Source organism: Roseobacter sp. HKCCD5988 (assembly GCF_037830355.1).
Taxonomy (GTDB): Bacteria; Pseudomonadota; Alphaproteobacteria; order Rhodobacterales; family Rhodobacteraceae; genus M30B80.
Window position 1 is genome coordinate 1320300 of record NZ_JBBLYJ010000001.1, and the last position, 17309, is coordinate 1337608.

Here is a 17309-nt window from a genome sequence, read left to right on the forward strand (position 1 = left end):
CCCATGCGATGGGATGGCGCCCCTCAGGTCACGCCCGCATCTGTTGGGGTTTTGGGTATTCTGCGCGCCTGTCTGCGCGGGGCAGCGATCCTTCTGGTCATTGGATTTGGCTTTTTGACCCTGCTTTTGTGCCGCGTGCCAGAGCGCGTCATAGCGGGGCCTTTGCGCCGCCCTGTAACTGCGCGGATCACGCAAATCGTCTGCGCCTTTGTCTGTGTGATTTTGGGCCTCAAGGTGACGCGCAAAGGAAATGCCGCACAAGCTGCGGGCGCGATTGTAGCCAATCATGTGTCTTGGCTTGATATCTTCCCGCTCAATGCGGGCGGGTCTGTGGTATTCGTGGCAAAATCCGAAGTGCGCGATTGGGCGGGTATTGGGATTTTGGCGCGCGCAGCAGGCACCGTTTTCATCGAGCGGCGGCGCATGGCGGCAAAAGATCAAAATCGCCTGTTGCATATGCGCCTTGCAGAAGGCGCCGAGCGTTTGGTGTTTTTTCCAGAAGGCACATCCACCGATGGGTTGCGCGTTTTACCCTTCCGCTCAAGCCTGTTTGAGGCGTTTTTTGCGACTGATCTGCCACGGGATATCACTGTTCAGCCCGTCACCATCGCCTATCACGCCCCCGCAGGCGAAAATCCCGCCTTTTACGGGTGGTGGGGCGATCAATCCTTTGGTGCGGGTCTGATGCGGGTGCTATCTGTCCGCAAAAATGGCCATGTCACGGTCATCTATCATGCGCCCTTGCGCGTCTCACAGTTTGCATCGCGCAAGGCACTGGCGCAGGCCGCCGAAACGGCCGTGCGGGCGGAGCTTACGCAGGCCCTTAGCCCAGAGGGGACAGAAGCGTCTTAAGGGCTGCCACAGGGTCGTCTTTGCGCCAAATTTCCTCACCGATGGCGAAGAAATCTGTGATCGGCGCAAGGCGTTCGATATCTACAAGCGTCAGCGCGCCTTCGGCCACGACTGGCAGTTCGATCATCTGGCTCCACCATGCGAAAAGATCATCTTCGGCGCGGCTGCCATCGCCAAGGCTTGTGTCGCCAACAGGGCCGAAACTGATGTAATCCGCGCCCATTTCCCCTGCATTCATCCCATCATGGCGGGAATTGGCACAGAAGCAGCCGATGATTGCATCGCCGCCAAGATCCGCACGGGTTTTGCGGGTGCTGCGCGACCCATCCAAGAGATGCACGCCATCAAGCCCCAAGCGTTCGACCAGTTTGATATGTTCTGACATCACCAAAGGGATATCGCGGGCATGGGCAATTTCGCGCAAGTGATCTGCCGCGCGCGCGAGGTCATCCTCATCACGGCTTGCCAAAGACAGGCGCAGGCAGGCGATAGGATAGGCATCCAAAACTGCAGCAAGCTGTGCGCCAAAGCCCGTCAGTTCAAAATTTGGCGGGGTCACAAGGTAAATCTGTGGAATATCCATGTCGGACATAGGGCTGCCTCTTGTCAGTCTTTGTTTGTTCCTAATGGTTTGCTTCGTGTTCAGCAATGGGGCGCTTGGCAAGAATGGCTCCGCACGATATGGCAGGATCATGAGTGACGATAGCCAAATTCCCGCAACCGCCCATCCAATGCCCTGTTTCGTGCTTGTGCGCCCGCAGATGGGTGAGAATATCGGCGCAGCTGCGCGGGCGATGTGGAATTTCGGCCTGAACCATATGCGCCTTGTGGCCCCGCGCGATGGGTGGCCGAATGAACGCGCGGTGGCCTTGGCCAGTGGCGCCGCAGGCGTGGTGCTTGATCCTGCTTTGGTGTTGGAGACAACGCCCGAGGCGATTGCCGATTGCACCCATGTGTTTGTAACCACTGCCCGCGAACGGGGCCTGACCAAACCGATCCTCAGCCCCGAGGCGGCGATGGCGCAGGCGCGGGCCATCCATGCCGCGGGGGGCAAGGTTGCGGTGATCTTTGGCCCCGAGCGCGCTGGTTTGGAAAATGACGATATCGCGCGGGCTGATGCGATTATAACTGTGCCCGTGAACCCTAATTTTCCCTCGCTCAATCTGGCGCAATCTGTGCTGCTATGCGCTTATGAGTGGCGCCGCCAAACCACTGAGGTGGTGGAAATGCGCATGGAATTTGCCCGCAGCGATTTTGCCACCGCGATTGAGGTGGAAAAACTGGCGGATCACTACGAAGAAAAGCTTGATGAAATGGGCTATTTCTTTCCCGAAACAAAGGCCGCGGGCATGAAGCTGGTCTTGCGCAATCTGTGGGGGCGTCTGCCCCTGACACGGGCCGATGTTCAGCTGTTCCACGGCATTTTGCGACAGATGCAGCGTTGGCGCGATCGGCCCTAGCGCCAAACTGCCGCGCATTCTTGCGAAGCCTTTGCCAAGGCGCTAGGTCTTTTGCCAAATGAAGATCGAGAAGGGGCCGCGCCATGAGCCGCAATATTTTCGAAGAGGTCGACCAATCCGGCAAAGGGCCCTCTGGGCCGGGCAAAACAAGCCCGAACCCTTTGGGGATTTCCCGCGACACGGGCGCGGCGCGCAGATGGATGCGGGCCTATTTGGCGGTTCTCTTTGTAATGGTTGCGGCAATGATTGCCATTGGGGGCATGACGCGCCTGACTGATTCAGGTTTGTCTATCGTTGAATGGGCGCCGATTTCGGGGGCCATTCCGCCGCTCAGTGATGACCAGTGGCAAGAGCAATTCACCGCCTATCAGCAGACAACCGAATACCAACAGCAAAATCGCGGCATGTCGATGGCCGAGTTTAAGTATATTTTCTGGTGGGAATGGGGCCATCGTCAATGGGGGCGCACAATCGGTCTTGTTTGGGCCCTTGGGTTTGCCGCGCTAGCGCTCTCTGGCAATCTGATCAAAGGGTGGGTTCCAAAAATCGTGGCGCTTGGGGCGCTTGGTGGTCTGCAAGGGGCCATCGGATGGTGGATGGTCTATTCAGGTCTTGCGCCTGGCATGTTTGATGTTGCCTCTTATCGGTTGGCGACACATTTGGGTGTCGCGTTTGTCATCCTTGCCCTCATCACATGGTTTATTTTGCAGCTCAGCCGACCTGCGCCCGCGTTATTGGCAGCGCGGCGTGCGGGCGATAAGCGCCTTTTTGGTATGACCACGGGGCTTTTGCATCTCACCTTTTTGCAAGTCTTGGTCGGGGCTTTGGTCGCGGGAATCGATGCAGGGCGCAATTATATTGATTGGCCTTTGATGGCGGGCGGGTTCACCCCGCCTGATATGTGGGCGATTGACCCTTGGTATCGTAATCTGTTCGAAAATGATGGAACCGTCCAATTCATCCATCGGATGCTGGGCTATCTGGTCTTTGCCTATGGGATTGCGGTTTGGCTCAAAGGGCGAAAATCGGGCAATGCGCTGGTGCGCCAATCCTATGCGTGGATGGCGGTGATGCTGTTTGGGCAGGTGGTGATCGGGATCGTAACGGTGATGCATTCTGCGCCAATTGCCCTTGGGTTGACCCATCAGCTTGGCGCGGTGGCCTTGGTCGTCCTGATTTTGCGCGCGCGCTTCCTTGCGATTTATCCGCCTGAGCAATCCTTGCGTGGGGCACCGGCATGAGCGCGATGGGGGATCTTTTGGCGCATGCAGCGCAAACCGCCGCGCTTGAGCAGGTCGCGGGGCGGTTGCATTGGGATCAAGAAACCATGATGCCCAAAGGGGCAGCGGCACAGCGCGCCGAAGAAATCGCAGCGATGGAGGGGGTTCTGCACGCCCGCCGCACTGACCCTGCACTTGGCGAACTGTTGGAAACCGCACAGGCTGAAACGGATTTTGAAGCATCCTCTTTGCGGCTGATCTCGCGGTCATATCAGCGTGCTACAAAAATCCCCGCGCGTTTGGCGGCGGAATTGGCGCGGACGGCCTCGCTCGCCCATGGGGTCTGGGCCAAGGCCCGCGCCGAAGATGATGTCGCGGGTTTTTTACCTGTTCTTGAGCAACTTATCACCCTGCGCCGCGAGGAGGCCGCCTGTCTGTCAGGCGAGATGCGTGGTGCGGCCCTTTATGATGCGCTGTTGAACGATTACGAACCTGAGATGCGCGCTAGCGAAATCGCGGCCCTGTTTGATGCGATGCGCCCGCGCCTTGTGGCCTTGCGCGCGGCGATCCTTGAAAAACCGATGCCCGCGGCGATATCGGGTGATTTTGACGAGGCGGCGCAGCTTGCCCTGACGCGCGAGATTGCTTTGGCCTTTGGCTATGATCTCGACAAAGGGCGGATTGATCTTGCCGTTCACCCGTTTTCTTCTGGCTCAGGCAATGACAGTCGCATCACCACGCGGGTAGCGCGGGATGATCCGTTTAATGCGCTTTATTCGACCATTCACGAAGTGGGCCATGCCTGCTACGAGCAAAATATCGACCCGCTCTATCACTTGACCGCATTGGGGCAGGGGGCCTCGATGGGGGTACATGAAAGCCAAAGCCGCATTTACGAAAATCAGCTTGGTCGATCCCTGCCTTTTGTGATATGGCTTTATGGGCAGATGCAGACGGCCTTTGGTGGGCTGTCAACAGATAGCCCTGCTTCGCTTTATGCGGCGATCAATCGGGTTGCCAAAGGCTATATCCGCACCGAGGCCGATGAGGTGCAGTATAATCTGCACATCATGCTGCGGTTTGATCTAGAGCAGGCATTGATCAGCGGTGATCTGGCCGTGGGTGATCTTGAGGCGGCATGGAATGATCGCTTTATGGCTGATTTTGGGTTCGCCGTGGATCGTCCCAGCCATGGGGTGTTGCAAGATGTGCATTGGTCGGCGGGCTTGTTTGGATATTTCCCCACATATGCGCTTGGCAATGTCTATGCCGGCTGCTTGATGCAGGCTTTGCGCACGGATGTGCCGAATTTGGATGCGGCATTGGCACAGGGCAATCCACGCCCTGCAACCGATTGGCTGCGCGAGAGATTGCAACGCCACGGCAGCCTGAAACCGCCGCGCCAGACGATTGCGGATGCAATCGGTGGGCCTGTCTCCCCTGAACCGCTGTTGCGCTATCTCGAGGAAAAATTTGGCGCACTTTACGGGCTTTAGCCCCGAGGGTGCGGCCCCCCTTTTTCTTCTGTGCGGCTGTCGCTAAACATAAAGGCAGCAACAGAGAAAGTGCATCACCATGGCTGAAATTTTAGATCTTCCGCGCAATGAGCATGGCATTGCTACCGTGATCGAGGCGCTTGCGGGGCAATTTGGGGCGCGGCTTGCGACCAGTGCCGCCTTGCGCGAACAGCATGGCCACACCACCACATGGCTGCGCACCCAAGCGCCTGATGCTGTGGTGTTTGTGCAAGCGACCGAGGAAGTCCAAGATGTTGTGCGTCTGTGCGCGCGTCATCATGTGCCTGTGATCCCCTTTGGGGCAGGCTCATCCCTTGAGGGGCATGTGAATGCATCCGCAGGGGGAATTTGTATTGATTTCAGTCAGATGAACCGTATTCTTCGGGTCAGTGCCGAGGATATGGATGTCGTGATTGAGCCAGGTGTCACGCGTAAGGCGTTGAACACGCATTTGCGCGACACGGGGCTGTTCTTTCCCGTGGATCCAGGAGCAGATGCATCGCTTGGCGGTATGGCGGCCACGGGGGCAAGCGGCACGAATGCCGTGCGCTACGGCACGATGAAGGAAAATATCCTTGGGCTGAAGGCGGTTTTGCCATCGGGGGAGATTGTAAAAACCGCCGCGCGGGCGCGGAAATCTTCGGCAGGGTATGATTTGACCCATCTGATGATCGGCTCTGAAGGCACGCTTGGCCTGATCACCGAGTTAACCTTGCGTCTGCGCGGTATCCCTGCGGCAATTTCTGCGGCGACTTGTTCTTTCCCTTCGGTCGAGGCTGCCTGCGAATGTGTCATTGCGACTGTGCAATATGGATTGCCCGTGGCGCGCATTGAATTGCTCGACAAGCTGATGGTTGAGGCCGTTAATCGCTATTCCAAACTGTCCCTACCAGAAACGCCACTTTTGTTATTGGAATTTCATGGCAGCGAGACAGGCGTGGCCGAGGATGCGGCAAGTTTTGGCGAGATTGCAGCTGATTTTGGCGGCACGGGCTTTGCCGCAACTACCCTTGAGGAGGAGCGCAATCAACTGTGGCAAGCGCGCCATGATGCCTATTGGGCGGGTTTGGCCCTGCGCCCCGGGGCAAAGGGGATTTCCACCGATATTTGCGTGCCCGTTAGCCGTCTGGCCGAGGCTGTGACAAAGGCACAGACGCGTGCGTCAGAATTAGGTATGATCGCCCCCGTTGTGGGCCATGTGGGCGATGGAAATTTCCATGTGCTGATGTTGATCGACACGGACAGTCCTGCCGAGGTTGAGATGGCCGAAGGGTTTGTTGCATGGCTGAATGATATGGCGATTGCGATGGAGGGCACCTGCACAGGTGAGCATGGCATCGGCCAAGGCAAAGCCGCCTATCTGATCCGCGAATTGGGGCCAGAAGCGATGGAGGTCATGGCCACAATCAAGCGCGGGATTGATCCGCAAAATATTTTTAACCCAGGAAAAATGGGATTGCCCAATTATGGCTGAACACCGACCTGATACCCACAATGTCCCCTCGGCCCATGAGGAACCGCATTTGTCGCAACGCTCAGGATGGTTGCGCGCGGCGGTGATGGGGGCGAATGATGGGATTTTGTCGACAGCGTCATTGATCGTGGGGGTTGCTGCGGGCGGTGCGGATCAAGGCACGATCCTCTTGTCGGGGATTGCAGGCATGGTCGCGGGGGCGATGTCGATGGCAGCGGGGGAATATGTTTCCGTCTCAAGCCAAGCCGATGTTGAGCGCGCCGATGTCGAGCGCGAAAAGCGCGAGTTGAAATTGAACCCTGCGGGCGAATTGGCCGAATTGGCCGCGATTTATCGTCAACGCGGCTTGTCGGAGCAGTTGGCCGATGAGGTGGCGCGCGAATTTACCCGCAAAGACGCGCTTGGCGCACATTTGCGCGATGAGATTGGGCTGACTGATCTTTCGCCGCCCAAGCCTGTAGAGGCAGGGGTGGTGTCTGCCGCGACATTTGCAGGCGGTGCTTTGGTGCCGTTGCTGATGGGGGGCGTGGCCCCGCATGATCAGGTGGAGATTTGGGTGGGGGCGGCCACATTGGCGGCCCTCGGCACGCTTGGTGCGCTTGGTGCGCAGGCTGGCGGCGCCCCCAAAGGGCGCGCCGCATTCCGTGTCATGTTCTGGGGCGTGTTGGCAATGGTGGCCACATCCTTAATTGGTCGCGCCGTGGGGTTGGCGATCTAGGCCTCACCTGCCGCCGCCAGAAGCCGCGCATTGCCGCCCGCCGCCGTGGTGTCAATGCAGATATGCCGCTCAAGGATCAGGCGCGGTTTAGGGTCGCTCTCGCAAATCAGCGGGACCAAGGCGCCCTCGCGCGCAGCCAATGCCGCGCGATAGGGGCGGGCCTCTTCGGGATATGCCCATAAGATCACGGCATCAAACCCCGTGAGACTGCGCAGCATGTCAGCAGGAAGTAGCCCTTCAACCCCATGCGCGCCAACACCGGGCGCAATCGCAAGGGCGGTACAGCCTGCCTCTTTGGCCATTTGCACCTGCATCATTGCAGCTTCGGCCGTTGGCCCAAGACACAGAACCCGCCCGCGCGCATAGCGTGATAACAGGTTTGATTCACCTGTAGGCCCGGGCATTTCTGCTTGGGAAAGGGGCCTGTCAGAGGGGCGCGCAAGTGCTGCAAGGGCGCGGGTCACTTCGGCCTCATCACAGGGGGGCGCATCGCCCATTGGGCCTTCTGCCGCGAGGTCGGGGGTTGTAAAGCGCGGCAAATAGTGCGGCCCGCCCGCCTTTGGCCCTGTGCCAGACAGACCCTCGCCCCCAAAGGGCTGACTGCCCACAATGGCACCGATTTGGTTGCGGTTGATGTAGAGATTGCCAACCTTGATCTGGCTCGCCACCTCGGCGATGCGGTCATCAATGCGGCTGTGCATCCCAAAGGTCAGGCCATAGCCCTTTGCATTCACATCGGCCACAACCCGCGCCAGATCGCGGGCCTTATAAGTGGCCACATGCAAGACAGGGCCAAAGACTTCGCGCTCAAGGTCGTTGATCCCACCGGGCAATGAGATCAAGGCAGGCCCCACATAATGGTCCGTGCTGGGCGGGGTGATCTGTTTGATCAAACGCCCCTCTCTCTGGGCCTGTTGGACATAGGCATTGATCTCTGCCGCCGCGCTTGCCGTGATCACGGGGGCCACATCGCAGGATATGTTCCATGGGTGGGAGAGGGAGAGTTCCTCCATCGCGCCCTGCAACATCTGTAACAGGCCCCCTGCGATATCTTCTTGCACATAGAGCAACCGCAGGGCCGAGCAACGCTGACCCGCTGATTGGAAGGCCGAGGCGACAATGTCGCGCACGGCCTGTTCGGGCAGGGCTGTGCTGTCTACGATCATCGCATTCAGGCCGCCTGTCTCTGCAATCAAAGGGGCTGCGGGGTGTAGATTGGCCGCCATGGCGCGGTTGATCCCTTGGGCAGTTGCCGTTGATCCCGTAAAGCACACGCCCGCAACACGCGCATCGCTGACAAGGGCCGCCCCAACCTTGGCCCCTTGTCCTGGCAGAAATTGCAGGGCGCCACGCGGCACGCCTGCGGCATGGAGCAATTCCACGGCCCGCGCACCGATGAGGGTGGTTGTCTCAGCGGGCTTTGCCAAAACGCCATTTCCCGCTGCAAGCGCGGCAGCGATTTGCCCTGTGAAAATGGCCAAGGGGAAATTCCACGGGCTGATACAGGTAAACACCCCGCGCGCGGGCTGCTGCAAAAGCGGCGCATGGGCCGCGTAGTAGCGTAAGAAATCCACCGCCTCGCGCAGTTCGGCCACTGCATCGGCGGGGCTTTTGCCCGCCTCGCGGGCCAGAAGCGCAAATAATTCGGCATGATGCGCTTCGTAAAGGTCGGCGGCCCGTTCAAGGCAGGCACGGCGTTCTGCGGCAGGTGCGTCCCAAGCCTGCGCAGATGTCAGTGCAGTCTCGATAGCACCTGCGGCGGCCTCGGTAACACGGCCCACGATGTCAGCGGGATCGGCGGGGCAGGTTTGGGTGATGTCATCGGCCCCTGTCGCAGGTTTGGCCAAAATGGGGCCTGCCTGCCACTGATGCGTCCGAAATGGCGCGCGCGCCGCGTCTAGCTCGGCCAAGGTGACAGGATCGCTAAGGTCAAACCCGCGTGAATTTGCGCGCTCGGGCGCAAAAAGCGCGCTTGCGTGGCGCACAGCAAGATTTGGCCCTGCGCGTTCGAGCCGTTCAAAGGGGCAGGCTGCGACCACCTCAGGTGGCGTGTTTTCATCCATGATTTGGTTCACGAAGGAAGAATTTGCGCCATTCTCCAATAAGCGGCGCACGAGATAGGCCAAAAGATCCCGATGCGCCCCAACGGGCGCATAGATGCGGCAGCGCGTGGCGTTGCCCTTCAGCACCAGATCATGCAGCGCCTCGCCCATCCCATGCAGGCGTTGGAATTCAAAACGGGTAGGGTCTGTTGCCATTTCGATAATGGCCGCCACAGAATGGGCGTTATGGGTGGCAAATTGCGGATAAATGCGATCCGTCAGACCAAGCAGCTTTTTGGCCAAACACAGATAGGCCACATCGGTGGCGGATTTTCGTGTATAGACAGGAAAGCCAGATAGTCCTTCAACCTGCGCCAATTTCACCTCGGTGTCCCAATAGGCGCCTTTGACCAGACGCAGCATGATCTTGCGGTCAAGTTTGGTGGCAAGGGCGTAAAGCCAGTCAATCACCGCGCCTGCGCGCAGGCCATAGCCCTGCACCACAACACCAAACCCGTCCCACCCTGCAAGGCGTGGATCAGCCAAGACCGCCTCAATCACATCAAGCGACAGATCAAGACGATTTGCTTCTTCGGCATCAATGTTAAGACCCATCCCGCCCTGACGCGCATCAAGGGCCAATTCCAAAACGCGCGGCACAAGTTCTGACATCACACGATCTTTTTGTGCCACCTCATAGCGCGGATGCAGCGCCGAGAGTTTGATCGAAATTCCAGGGTTGCTGCGGATATCCCCAGCGTTACAGCGCGGGGTGATCTTGGCAATGGCGGTTTTGTAAGAGGCAAAAAAGGCATCCGCATCGGCCATGGTCATCGCCGCCTCGCCCAACATATCATAGGAATAGCTATATCCCTTTGCCTCTTGCTTGGCGGCGCGGGCCATCGCGTCTGGCATGGTTTGCCCCAACACAAATTGCCGCCCCATCTCGCGCATGGCGCGCGCCACGGCGGTGCGGATCACAGGTTCGCCCAAACGGCGCAAGGCCCCGCGCAACACGCGATCCATGCCTTCGCCGTCTTGCAAAACGCGCCCCGTCAGCATCAGCGCCCAAGTGGATGCGTTTACTAGCGATGAGGAGGATTTTCCCAAATGCTCGCCCCAGGCTGAAGGGGCAATTTTATCTTCGATCAAAGCATCAATCGTGGTCGCATCTGGCACGCGTAACAGCGCCTCTGCCAAACACATCAGCGCAATGCCTTCGCGGGTCGAGAGGCCATATTCGGCCAAAAACACCTCCATCAACCCTGCATCCGCGTCATTGCGGATGGATGTGACCAAGCGGGTTGCGCGCGCCTTTGCGGCTGTGCGCGTGGCCTGATCGGGGCCGTGCGATTTTATTAGGCGGTCGAGAATAGTGGCCTCATCGGCCAAGTGATTGTCACGGATCGCATCGCGCAGCACAGAAAGGTCGGTCATGTGGACACCACGGGTAAAATGAAGATGAATTACAATACGAAGATATCGGCGGGAAATCCGCCTTGACTTTGTAGTTTAGCGGGAAAATAAATTGATTAAACAGGAAAAGGGTGGGTTTGATGGTATCAAAATCGCCAGAACGCGGGCAAATTGATGGGTTTGATCGGAAGATTCTGAAGGAAGTCTCAGAAGATGGCCGAATTTCCGTAACGGAATTGGCGGATCGCGTGGGGCTGTCGAAAAGCCCAACCCAAGTGCGGCTGCGCCGTCTTGAGCAGGAAGGCTATATTCGAGGCTACCGCGCGGAGCTTGATCCCGTAAAGCTTGACCGCGAACATGTGGCTTTTGTTGAGGTGAAATTGTCCGACACGCGCGAGGCGGCATTGGCCGCCTTTAACAAAGCCACGATTGCCGTGCCCGAAATCGAAGAATGCCACATGATTGCAGGGGCGTTTGATTATTTGGTCAAGGTGCGCTGCCGCGATATGGGCGCCTATCGCCGCGTGTTGGGCGAGGTCATATCCGCCCTGCCGCATGTCGCCTCAACCTCGACACATGTCTCTATGCAGGCCGTCAAAGACCGCGCGTTCTAAAGCTCGATCAAGGCCTGTGCGCAGCCTGTGAGCGCGGCAAAATCATCTTCAACGACACTGACCCCAAATTGCGCCATAAAGGGGCCAAAGCGGCCTTTATTCGAAAAGGCCTCGGCAAATCCGAATTGCATCAAATAGGGCGCAAGGGCGCGCGAGACGCCGCCAATCAGATAGACCCCACCAAAGGGCAGGTTCACCAAGGCCAGATCCCCTGCGACATTGCCCAGAACCTGTGCAACGAGCGCAGCAGTAGCGCGGGCCTTGGCATCATCTTGCTCAAGCGCATCCATGATCTGTTGAGCGGGCTGATCAATCCCATGCAAAAAGGCGTGGACATGGCTGATCCCACGCCCCGAGAGAACTTCCTCGACTGCGGCGAAGCCATGCTTTTTGGCTAAGAAACGGGCAAGATCGCGGGTTTGGTCATCTGGGGTGGGCAGGGTGATATGGCCCGATTCCGAAGGGGGCACCACGCGGCCCCGCGGCCCGTCAAATACGGCGGCGGCGTTAAACCCCGTGCCAAGCCCGATGACCAATTTCGCCGCATGGGCCGAGGCGGGATCATGGGGCCGGATTACACGCAATTCCGTATCGGAAATATGGCCAATCGCATAGCCTTGCGCCTGTAGATCATTGAGCACAGCCACGCGTGACGCGCCCGAGACATCAACCAACATCGCGCGGTCAATATGCCAATCCAAATTGGTCATTTTGGCCACGCCATCTCGCACGGGGCCTGCGGCGGCCACGCAAATGCCCGAGAACGCGCCAGAACGGAGGCCCGCCTGTTCCATGAATTGCGCCAATATCTCGCACAAATCAGCGGCGTCTTTATTGGCAAAGCGGCGGATGCTGTCGCGGTCAATGACGCCCGCGCGCGCCAAAGCCACGCGGGTGTTGGTGCCGCCGATATCAGCGACCAAATCCAAATCGGGGGAAGATGTCATCCTGTCCTGCCTTATTTAGCCCGCGCGCCAGCCCTGTGCGAGCGCGTGATAAGACGCTTTTGGTCGTCTTGGCAAGCTTTCGAAATCAAAATGGACAAGGCTAAAGCGTTTTTCATACCCAAAGGCCCATTCGTAATTATCCATCAGCGACCATGCGATATAGCCTTTCAAGGGTGCGCCATCCTCAATCGCGCGCAAACAGGCGCGCATGTGGGCATCAAGATAGGTTATGCGCGCCACATCTGGCTGTTCGGGCGTATCGTCATTCGCCATGCCGTTTTCGGTCACATAAAGCGGCAGGTCGCCCGTGTAGGTTTTTGCCGTGTGGGTCAGGAAATGATGCAACACCTCGGGGTAAACTTCCCAGCCCATTTGGGTTTTGGGCAATGGCCCCTCAACGCCTGGGATTCACCCCTCAAAGCGCGGGGAAGTTCTGCGACTGAGTGCAGCGCCTGAGAAAATTCACCTTTTCCACAAGGGAATTTCGCTGCTTTATCGTGGTGAAAAGGTGTTTTTGCCGAATGTCGCCCCGCATTGAGTGCGATTTCCCTCTGGCATAGTTAGCGCTAACATATTATAGCAAGCCTCAGAAGATGGAGGTTTTTGTCTATGTCCTTGGATACCCGTGTCGAAGCCGTCACCGCGCGGATCATTGCGCGCTCGCAAGGGCCGCGTAAGACCTATCTAGATCGGATGCGTGCAGCGGCCGCCGATGGCCCGCGCCGCGCGCATTTGACCTGTGGCAATCAGGCCCATGCTTATGCGGCGATGGAGGGGGACAAGGATCCTTTGGTGGCGGCACGCGCGCCAAATCTTGGGATTGTGACCGCCTATAACGATATGCTTTCCGCGCATAAGCCCTTTGAGGCTTTCCCCGAACGGATTAAGGCCGCAGCGCGGGCCAACGGGGCTACGGCGCAGGTTGCGGGCGGTGTGCCTGCCATGTGCGATGGGGTCACCCAAGGGCAGGTGGGGATGGAGCTAAGCTTGTTCTCCCGCGATGTAATCGCCTTGGCCGCAGGTGTCGCGTTAAGCCATAACACCTTTGACGCGGCAATTTATTTGGGCGTTTGCGATAAAATCGTCCCCGGTTTGGTGATTTCAGCGGCAACATTTGGCTATTTGCCATCCATCTTTTTGCCCGCAGGGCCGATGACCAGTGGTCTACCCAATGATGAAAAGGCGAAGGTGCGCCAGAAATTCGCTGCAGGCGAGGTCGGGCGCGAGGAATTGATGAAGGCCGAGATGGCCTCTTATCACGGGCCAGGCACCTGCACCTTTTACGGCACGGCCAATTCCAACCAAATGCTAATGGAATTTATGGGTCTGCATTTGCCAGGCGCCAGTTTCGTGAACCCGCATACGCCCTTGCGCGATGCGTTGACCGATGCAGGGGTTGCGCAGGTGGCTAAGATCACGGCGCTTGGGGATCAGTATCGCCCTGTTTGCGATATTCTGGATGAAAAGGCCTTTGTGAACGGTCTTGTGGGGTTGATGGCCACAGGCGGGTCGACCAATTTGGTGATCCATCTGGTCGCCATGGCCCGCGCGGCGGGTGTGATCCTAGAGCCGCAGGATTTCGCGGATATCTCTGCTGCAACGCCGCTGATGGCGCGGGTCTATCCCAATGGGTTGGCCGATGTGAACCATTTCCACGCTGCAGGCGGTTTGGGCTTTATGATTGGCGAATTGCTCGATGCGGGCTTGTTGCACCCCGACACCCAGACAGTGATGGGGCAGGGTTTGGCCCATTACACGCAAGAGCCAAAACTAAGCGATGGCGGGGTGGTGTATCAAGCAGGGCCCAAGACCACGCTGAACGAAAAAATTCTGCGCCCTGCGAAGGATGCCTTCCAAAGCACAGGCGGGCTTGTGGCGCTTAAGGGCAATTTGGGCGAAGGTGTGATGAAGGTGTCTGCTGTCGCCTCTGAGCGTCAGGTGATCGAGGCCCCCGCCGCAATTTTTCATGATCAAGCCTCGGTCAAAGCGGCGTTTCAGTCAGGCGATTTGAATCGCGATGTTGTGGTCGTGGTGCGGTTTCAAGGGCCAAAGGCCAACGGGATGCCAGAATTGCACAACCTGACACCGATTTTGGCGGTGTTGCAGGATCGCGGCCACAAGGTGGCCTTGGTGACGGATGGCCGTATGTCGGGCGCATCGGGCAAAGTGCCTGCCGCAATCCATGTCAGCCCTGAGGCGTTGGATGGTGGTTTCCTTGCGCGGTTGCAGGAGGGCGATATGATCCGCGTGGATGCTGTCAAAGGCGTGCTTGAGGCTCTGGTGCCTGATCTGGCAGATCGCACCGCTGTCACACGTGATCTTGGCGCCAATAGCCACGGGATTGGTCGTGAATTGTTTGAAATCTTCCGCGCCCATGCTGGCCCCGCCTCAAGCGGTGCTGGTGTTGTCGTGTAGAAAAGAGAAAGGGGTTCCATGACACCGCAAGATCAATCAAAATTCGCGCGGGGCCTTGCGGCCCACGCCCCCATCATTCCCGTTTTGGTGATCGAGGATCTCGCCCATGCGGTGCCTTTGGCCCGTGCTTTGGTCGCGGGTGGTCTGCCTGTGCTTGAGGTCACATTACGCAGCGCCTGTGCCTTGGATGCCATCGCCGCCATGTCTGAGGTTGAGGGTGGGATTGTGGGCGCAGGCACGATCTTGACCCCTGCCGATATGAAGGCCGCAAAGGCCGCAGGGGCGCTGTTTGCGGTTAGCCCCGGCGCGACAGATCGTGTCTTGGCCGCGGCAGAAGATGAGGCGCTGCCGCTTCTTCCAGGCGCTGTCACCGCGTCCGAGGTGATGGCGCTTTATGAGCGCGGCTATGATATGCTGAAATTCTTCCCCGCCGAGGCGGTTGGCGGGGCGCCTGCGTTGAAATCCATCGGCGGGCCAATCCCGCAAGTGGCCTTTTGCCCCACGGGTGGGATCAGCCTTGCCAATGCGCAAAGCTATCTGAGCCTGTCAAATGTGCTGTGCGCAGGCGGATCATGGGTCGCGCCAAAGGCGGCCATGGTTGCAGGGGATTGGGAGGCAATCACCTGCCTTGCGCGCGAAGCGGCGGCATTGCCCCGTTAACCCTTGAATTGCGCCGCATCAAAGGGCGGCAGGCTGGCCTGTTGGTTTGGATTTAATTCTGCCCGAACCTGCGCATAGCTTTGCGTGATATAGCGGCGCAGTTCATGCGGGCCTGTATTGCGCCACTCAACCATCACCCAGCCCCCGCTTTTGAGATAGGGGGCAGAGACGGCCTTGCCTTGTTGGATCATTTTTTGCGCCTCTTGGGCCGATCTTGCGCGGATAGACACGCCCGTGCTGCCTTTGGTGTAAGCAGCAAACATCTTCTCGGCCACTGTCCAGACATACATGTCTGGGCCAAATGGCTCAGCCAGGCGCGCACCAGGCAGGGATTTGCAATGGCGCTCGACAAACTCTTCAAACATGACCCTAAAAATGTGCAATTTCTTATCAAATGCAAGGAATTTATGCGGCACTTACCCGAGGGTTGGGTCGCGCTGACGGGAACAGGCGCGCGAAGGGTTATTTTCAATTCCAAAACAACCTGATAGGGCAATGGCGCTAATTCTGCTGTGGCCGCAGTGCCGCCTCAGGCTCAGGGAGAGGGGCAATCTAAGCGATGGTTGAGATCAAGCTTCGCAATTCTATGACGCGCAAAATCGAGGGTTTCGCCCCGATTGATCCAACGAATCTGCGCCTCTATGTTTGCGGGCCAACTGTCTATGACCGCGCCCATCTCGGCAATGCCCGCCCTGCGATTGTGTTTGATGTGCTGTTTCGGTTGCTGTGCCATGTCTACGGCAAAGATCATATCACCTATGTGCGCAATTTCACCGATGTGGATGACAAGATCAACGCGAAGGCCCGTGAAACAGGGCGCGCGATTGGCGAGATCACCGAGGAAACCATCGGTTGGTATCACGCGGATATGGATGAAATCGGCGTAAGCCGCCCCACCCATGAGCCGCGCGCGACCGAATATATCCCGCAGATGATCGCGATGATCGAAGACCTGATCGCCAAGGGTCACGCCTATGCGGCTGAAGGGCATGTGCTGTTTTCTGTTGCCTCTTATCCCGACTATGGCCGCCTGTCAGGGCGCACAGTCGAGGATATGATCGCAGGCGCGCGGGTCGAGGTGGCCCCCTATAAACGCGATGCGATGGATTTCGTGCTGTGGAAACCATCCGATGCGGACACGCCCGGATGGGACAGCCCATGGGGGTATGGCCGTCCGGGGTGGCATATTGAATGTTCGGCCATGAGCCACGAATTGCTGGGGCCGCATTTCGATATCCATGGCGGCGGCAATGATCTGATGTTCCCGCATCATGAGAACGAGATCGCGCAAAGCTGCTGCGCCCATCAAGGCGCGGGCTTTGCCAATATTTGGATGCATAATGAAATGCTGCAGGTCGAGGGTAAGAAAATGTCCAAATCCTTGGGCAATTTCTTCACCGTGCGCGATTTGCTGAATCAGGGCGTACCGGGCGAGGTGATCCGCTTCGTGATGCTGTCCACGCATTATTCGAAGCCCATGGATTGGACCGCGAAGAAGGCGGCGGAGGCGGAGAAGACGCTGCGCAAATGGTATGCTCAGGCCGCTGATGCGCCGCAGGCCCCTGTGCCTGACGCGATGCTTGCGGCGCTGTTTGATGATTTGAACACACCCCTTGCGATTACGGCCTTGCATCAGATTTCGCAGTCTGGGGATGCTGCATCCTTGCGTGCGGGCCTCTCGATATTGGGTCTAGCCTCTGTCGGGGTGCCTGATTGGGCAGCCTCCCCTGATGTTGATCTTTCGGCATTGGAGGCGCAGTTGTTTGCCGCGCGTCAGACCGCAATGGAGACAAAAGACTTCGCGCCTGTTGATGCCCTGAAATCTGCCCTGACCGATGCGGGGGTCGAGGTGCGGATGAGTAAGGAGGGGGTTGAGTTGATCCCAACCGCGAATTTTGACCCGTTGAAATTGGAAGGTCTGTTGTGAGTGGCCTTTGGAACAGAACCGCGCCCGCCCCGTGGGGGGCGGTGCGG

Annotated in this window: 14 protein-coding genes and 1 pseudogene; 10 read left to right on the forward strand and 5 right to left on the reverse strand. The window is 58.3% G+C overall.

Annotated elements, in window-relative coordinates; translation table 11 throughout:
* Window positions 1–3: 3 nt before the first annotated feature.
* Entirely contained in the window at window positions 4–852 is an 849-nt protein-coding gene (locus AAC636_RS06565) for a lysophospholipid acyltransferase family protein (RefSeq protein ID WP_340300838.1), read from the forward strand.
* Here the strand turns inward: AAC636_RS06565 and AAC636_RS06570 are convergent.
* Entirely contained in the window at window positions 824–1444 is a 621-nt protein-coding gene (locus tag AAC636_RS06570) for a thiamine phosphate synthase (RefSeq protein WP_340300839.1), read from the reverse strand. The two genes, AAC636_RS06565 and AAC636_RS06570, sit on opposite strands and share 29 nt — an antisense overlap.
* A gap of 100 nt (window positions 1445–1544) precedes the next feature.
* Between AAC636_RS06570 and AAC636_RS06575 the strand changes: the two genes are divergently transcribed.
* The 5 genes from AAC636_RS06575 (at window position 1545) to AAC636_RS06595 (ending at window position 7241) form a co-directional block, all read left to right on the forward strand.
* Window positions 1545–2312, forward strand: coding sequence for an RNA methyltransferase (locus AAC636_RS06575; protein WP_340300840.1), 768 nt, complete (start codon window positions 1545–1547; stop codon window positions 2310–2312).
* An 83-nt stretch (window positions 2313–2395) separates the two neighbouring features.
* Window positions 2396–3553, forward strand: a complete 1158-nt coding sequence (gene ctaA / locus AAC636_RS06580; protein ID WP_340300841.1) for a heme A synthase — start codon at window positions 2396–2398, stop codon at window positions 3551–3553.
* Window positions 3550–5028 (forward strand): carboxypeptidase M32, encoded by a 1479-nt coding sequence (locus AAC636_RS06585; RefSeq protein ID WP_340300842.1) that lies wholly within the window; start codon window positions 3550–3552, stop codon window positions 5026–5028. Before ctaA ends, AAC636_RS06585 begins: the two co-directional genes overlap by 4 nt.
* Window positions 5029–5107: 79 nt before the next feature.
* The gene (locus tag AAC636_RS06590; RefSeq protein WP_340300843.1) at window positions 5108–6523 is read left to right on the forward strand and encodes an FAD-binding oxidoreductase; all 1416 of its coding nucleotides are present in this window, start codon (window positions 5108–5110) and stop codon (window positions 6521–6523) included.
* The gene (locus AAC636_RS06595) at window positions 6516–7241 is read left to right on the forward strand and encodes a VIT1/CCC1 transporter family protein (protein WP_340300844.1); all 726 of its coding nucleotides are present in this window, start codon (window positions 6516–6518) and stop codon (window positions 7239–7241) included. The genes AAC636_RS06590 and AAC636_RS06595 overlap by 8 nt, the downstream gene beginning before the upstream one ends.
* Here the strand turns inward: AAC636_RS06595 and putA are convergent.
* Window positions 7238–10720 carry a bifunctional proline dehydrogenase/L-glutamate gamma-semialdehyde dehydrogenase PutA gene (putA, locus tag AAC636_RS06600; protein WP_340300845.1) on the reverse strand — a complete coding sequence of 1161 codons (3483 nt, stop codon included), beginning with the start codon at window positions 10718–10720 and terminating at the stop codon, window positions 7238–7240. The genes AAC636_RS06595 and putA overlap by 4 nt on opposite strands.
* 119 nt (window positions 10721–10839) lie before the next feature.
* Here putA and AAC636_RS06605 point away from each other — a divergent pair, with 119 nt between their 5' ends.
* Window positions 10840–11313, forward strand: coding sequence for an Lrp/AsnC family transcriptional regulator (locus AAC636_RS06605; protein ID WP_317654506.1), 474 nt, complete (start codon window positions 10840–10842; stop codon window positions 11311–11313).
* Here the strand turns inward: AAC636_RS06605 and AAC636_RS06610 are convergent.
* Window positions 11310–12260, reverse strand: a complete 951-nt coding sequence (locus AAC636_RS06610; RefSeq protein WP_340300846.1) for a glucokinase — start codon at window positions 12258–12260, stop codon at window positions 11310–11312. The two genes, AAC636_RS06605 and AAC636_RS06610, sit on opposite strands and share 4 nt — an antisense overlap.
* A gap of 15 nt (window positions 12261–12275) precedes the next feature.
* Window positions 12276–12659: pseudogene (locus AAC636_RS06615) on the reverse strand (family 1 glycosylhydrolase); the annotation flags it as partial.
* Between the two features lie 210 nt (window positions 12660–12869).
* Between AAC636_RS06615 and edd the strand changes: the two are divergent.
* Both edd and eda read left to right on the forward strand, forming a co-directional pair.
* On the forward strand, window positions 12870–14675 hold the full coding sequence (gene edd / locus AAC636_RS06620) for a phosphogluconate dehydratase (RefSeq protein WP_340300847.1): 1806 nt from the start codon (window positions 12870–12872) through the stop codon (window positions 14673–14675).
* 18 nt (window positions 14676–14693) lie between these two features.
* Entirely contained in the window at window positions 14694–15335 is a 642-nt protein-coding gene (gene eda / locus AAC636_RS06625) for a bifunctional 4-hydroxy-2-oxoglutarate aldolase/2-dehydro-3-deoxy-phosphogluconate aldolase (protein ID WP_340300848.1), read from the forward strand.
* Here eda and AAC636_RS06630 read toward each other — a convergent pair.
* A complete protein-coding gene (locus AAC636_RS06630; protein ID WP_340300849.1) occupies window positions 15332–15700 on the reverse strand; it encodes an MmcQ/YjbR family DNA-binding protein in 369 nt (122 codons plus the stop codon). The genes eda and AAC636_RS06630 overlap by 4 nt on opposite strands.
* Before the next feature lie 194 nt (window positions 15701–15894).
* Here AAC636_RS06630 and cysS point away from each other — a divergent pair, with 194 nt between their 5' ends.
* Window positions 15895–17262, forward strand: a complete 1368-nt coding sequence (gene cysS / locus AAC636_RS06635; RefSeq protein ID WP_340300850.1) for a cysteine--tRNA ligase — start codon at window positions 15895–15897, stop codon at window positions 17260–17262.
* The last annotated feature ends 47 nt before the right edge of the window (window positions 17263–17309 follow it).

Coding starts and splice junctions, on each gene's coding strand:
- AAC636_RS06565 (WP_340300838.1), top strand. CDS start 4: ATGCGATGGGATGGCGCCCCTCAGGTCACGCCCGCATCTGTTGGGGTT.
- AAC636_RS06570 (WP_340300839.1), bottom strand. CDS start 1,444: ATGTCCGACATGGATATTCCACAGATTTACCTTGTGACCCCGCCAAAT.
- AAC636_RS06575 (WP_340300840.1), top strand. CDS start 1,545: ATGAGTGACGATAGCCAAATTCCCGCAACCGCCCATCCAATGCCCTGT.
- ctaA (WP_340300841.1), top strand. CDS start 2,396: ATGAGCCGCAATATTTTCGAAGAGGTCGACCAATCCGGCAAAGGGCCC.
- AAC636_RS06585 (WP_340300842.1), top strand. CDS start 3,550: ATGAGCGCGATGGGGGATCTTTTGGCGCATGCAGCGCAAACCGCCGCG.
- AAC636_RS06590 (WP_340300843.1), top strand. CDS start 5,108: ATGGCTGAAATTTTAGATCTTCCGCGCAATGAGCATGGCATTGCTACC.
- AAC636_RS06595 (WP_340300844.1), top strand. CDS start 6,516: ATGGCTGAACACCGACCTGATACCCACAATGTCCCCTCGGCCCATGAG.
- putA (WP_340300845.1), bottom strand. CDS start 10,720: ATGACCGACCTTTCTGTGCTGCGCGATGCGATCCGTGACAATCACTTG.
- AAC636_RS06605 (WP_317654506.1), top strand. CDS start 10,840: ATGGTATCAAAATCGCCAGAACGCGGGCAAATTGATGGGTTTGATCGG.
- AAC636_RS06610 (WP_340300846.1), bottom strand. CDS start 12,260: ATGACATCTTCCCCCGATTTGGATTTGGTCGCTGATATCGGCGGCACC.
- edd (WP_340300847.1), top strand. CDS start 12,870: ATGTCCTTGGATACCCGTGTCGAAGCCGTCACCGCGCGGATCATTGCG.
- eda (WP_340300848.1), top strand. CDS start 14,694: ATGACACCGCAAGATCAATCAAAATTCGCGCGGGGCCTTGCGGCCCAC.
- AAC636_RS06630 (WP_340300849.1), bottom strand. CDS start 15,700: ATGTTTGAAGAGTTTGTCGAGCGCCATTGCAAATCCCTGCCTGGTGCG.
- cysS (WP_340300850.1), top strand. CDS start 15,895: ATGGTTGAGATCAAGCTTCGCAATTCTATGACGCGCAAAATCGAGGGT.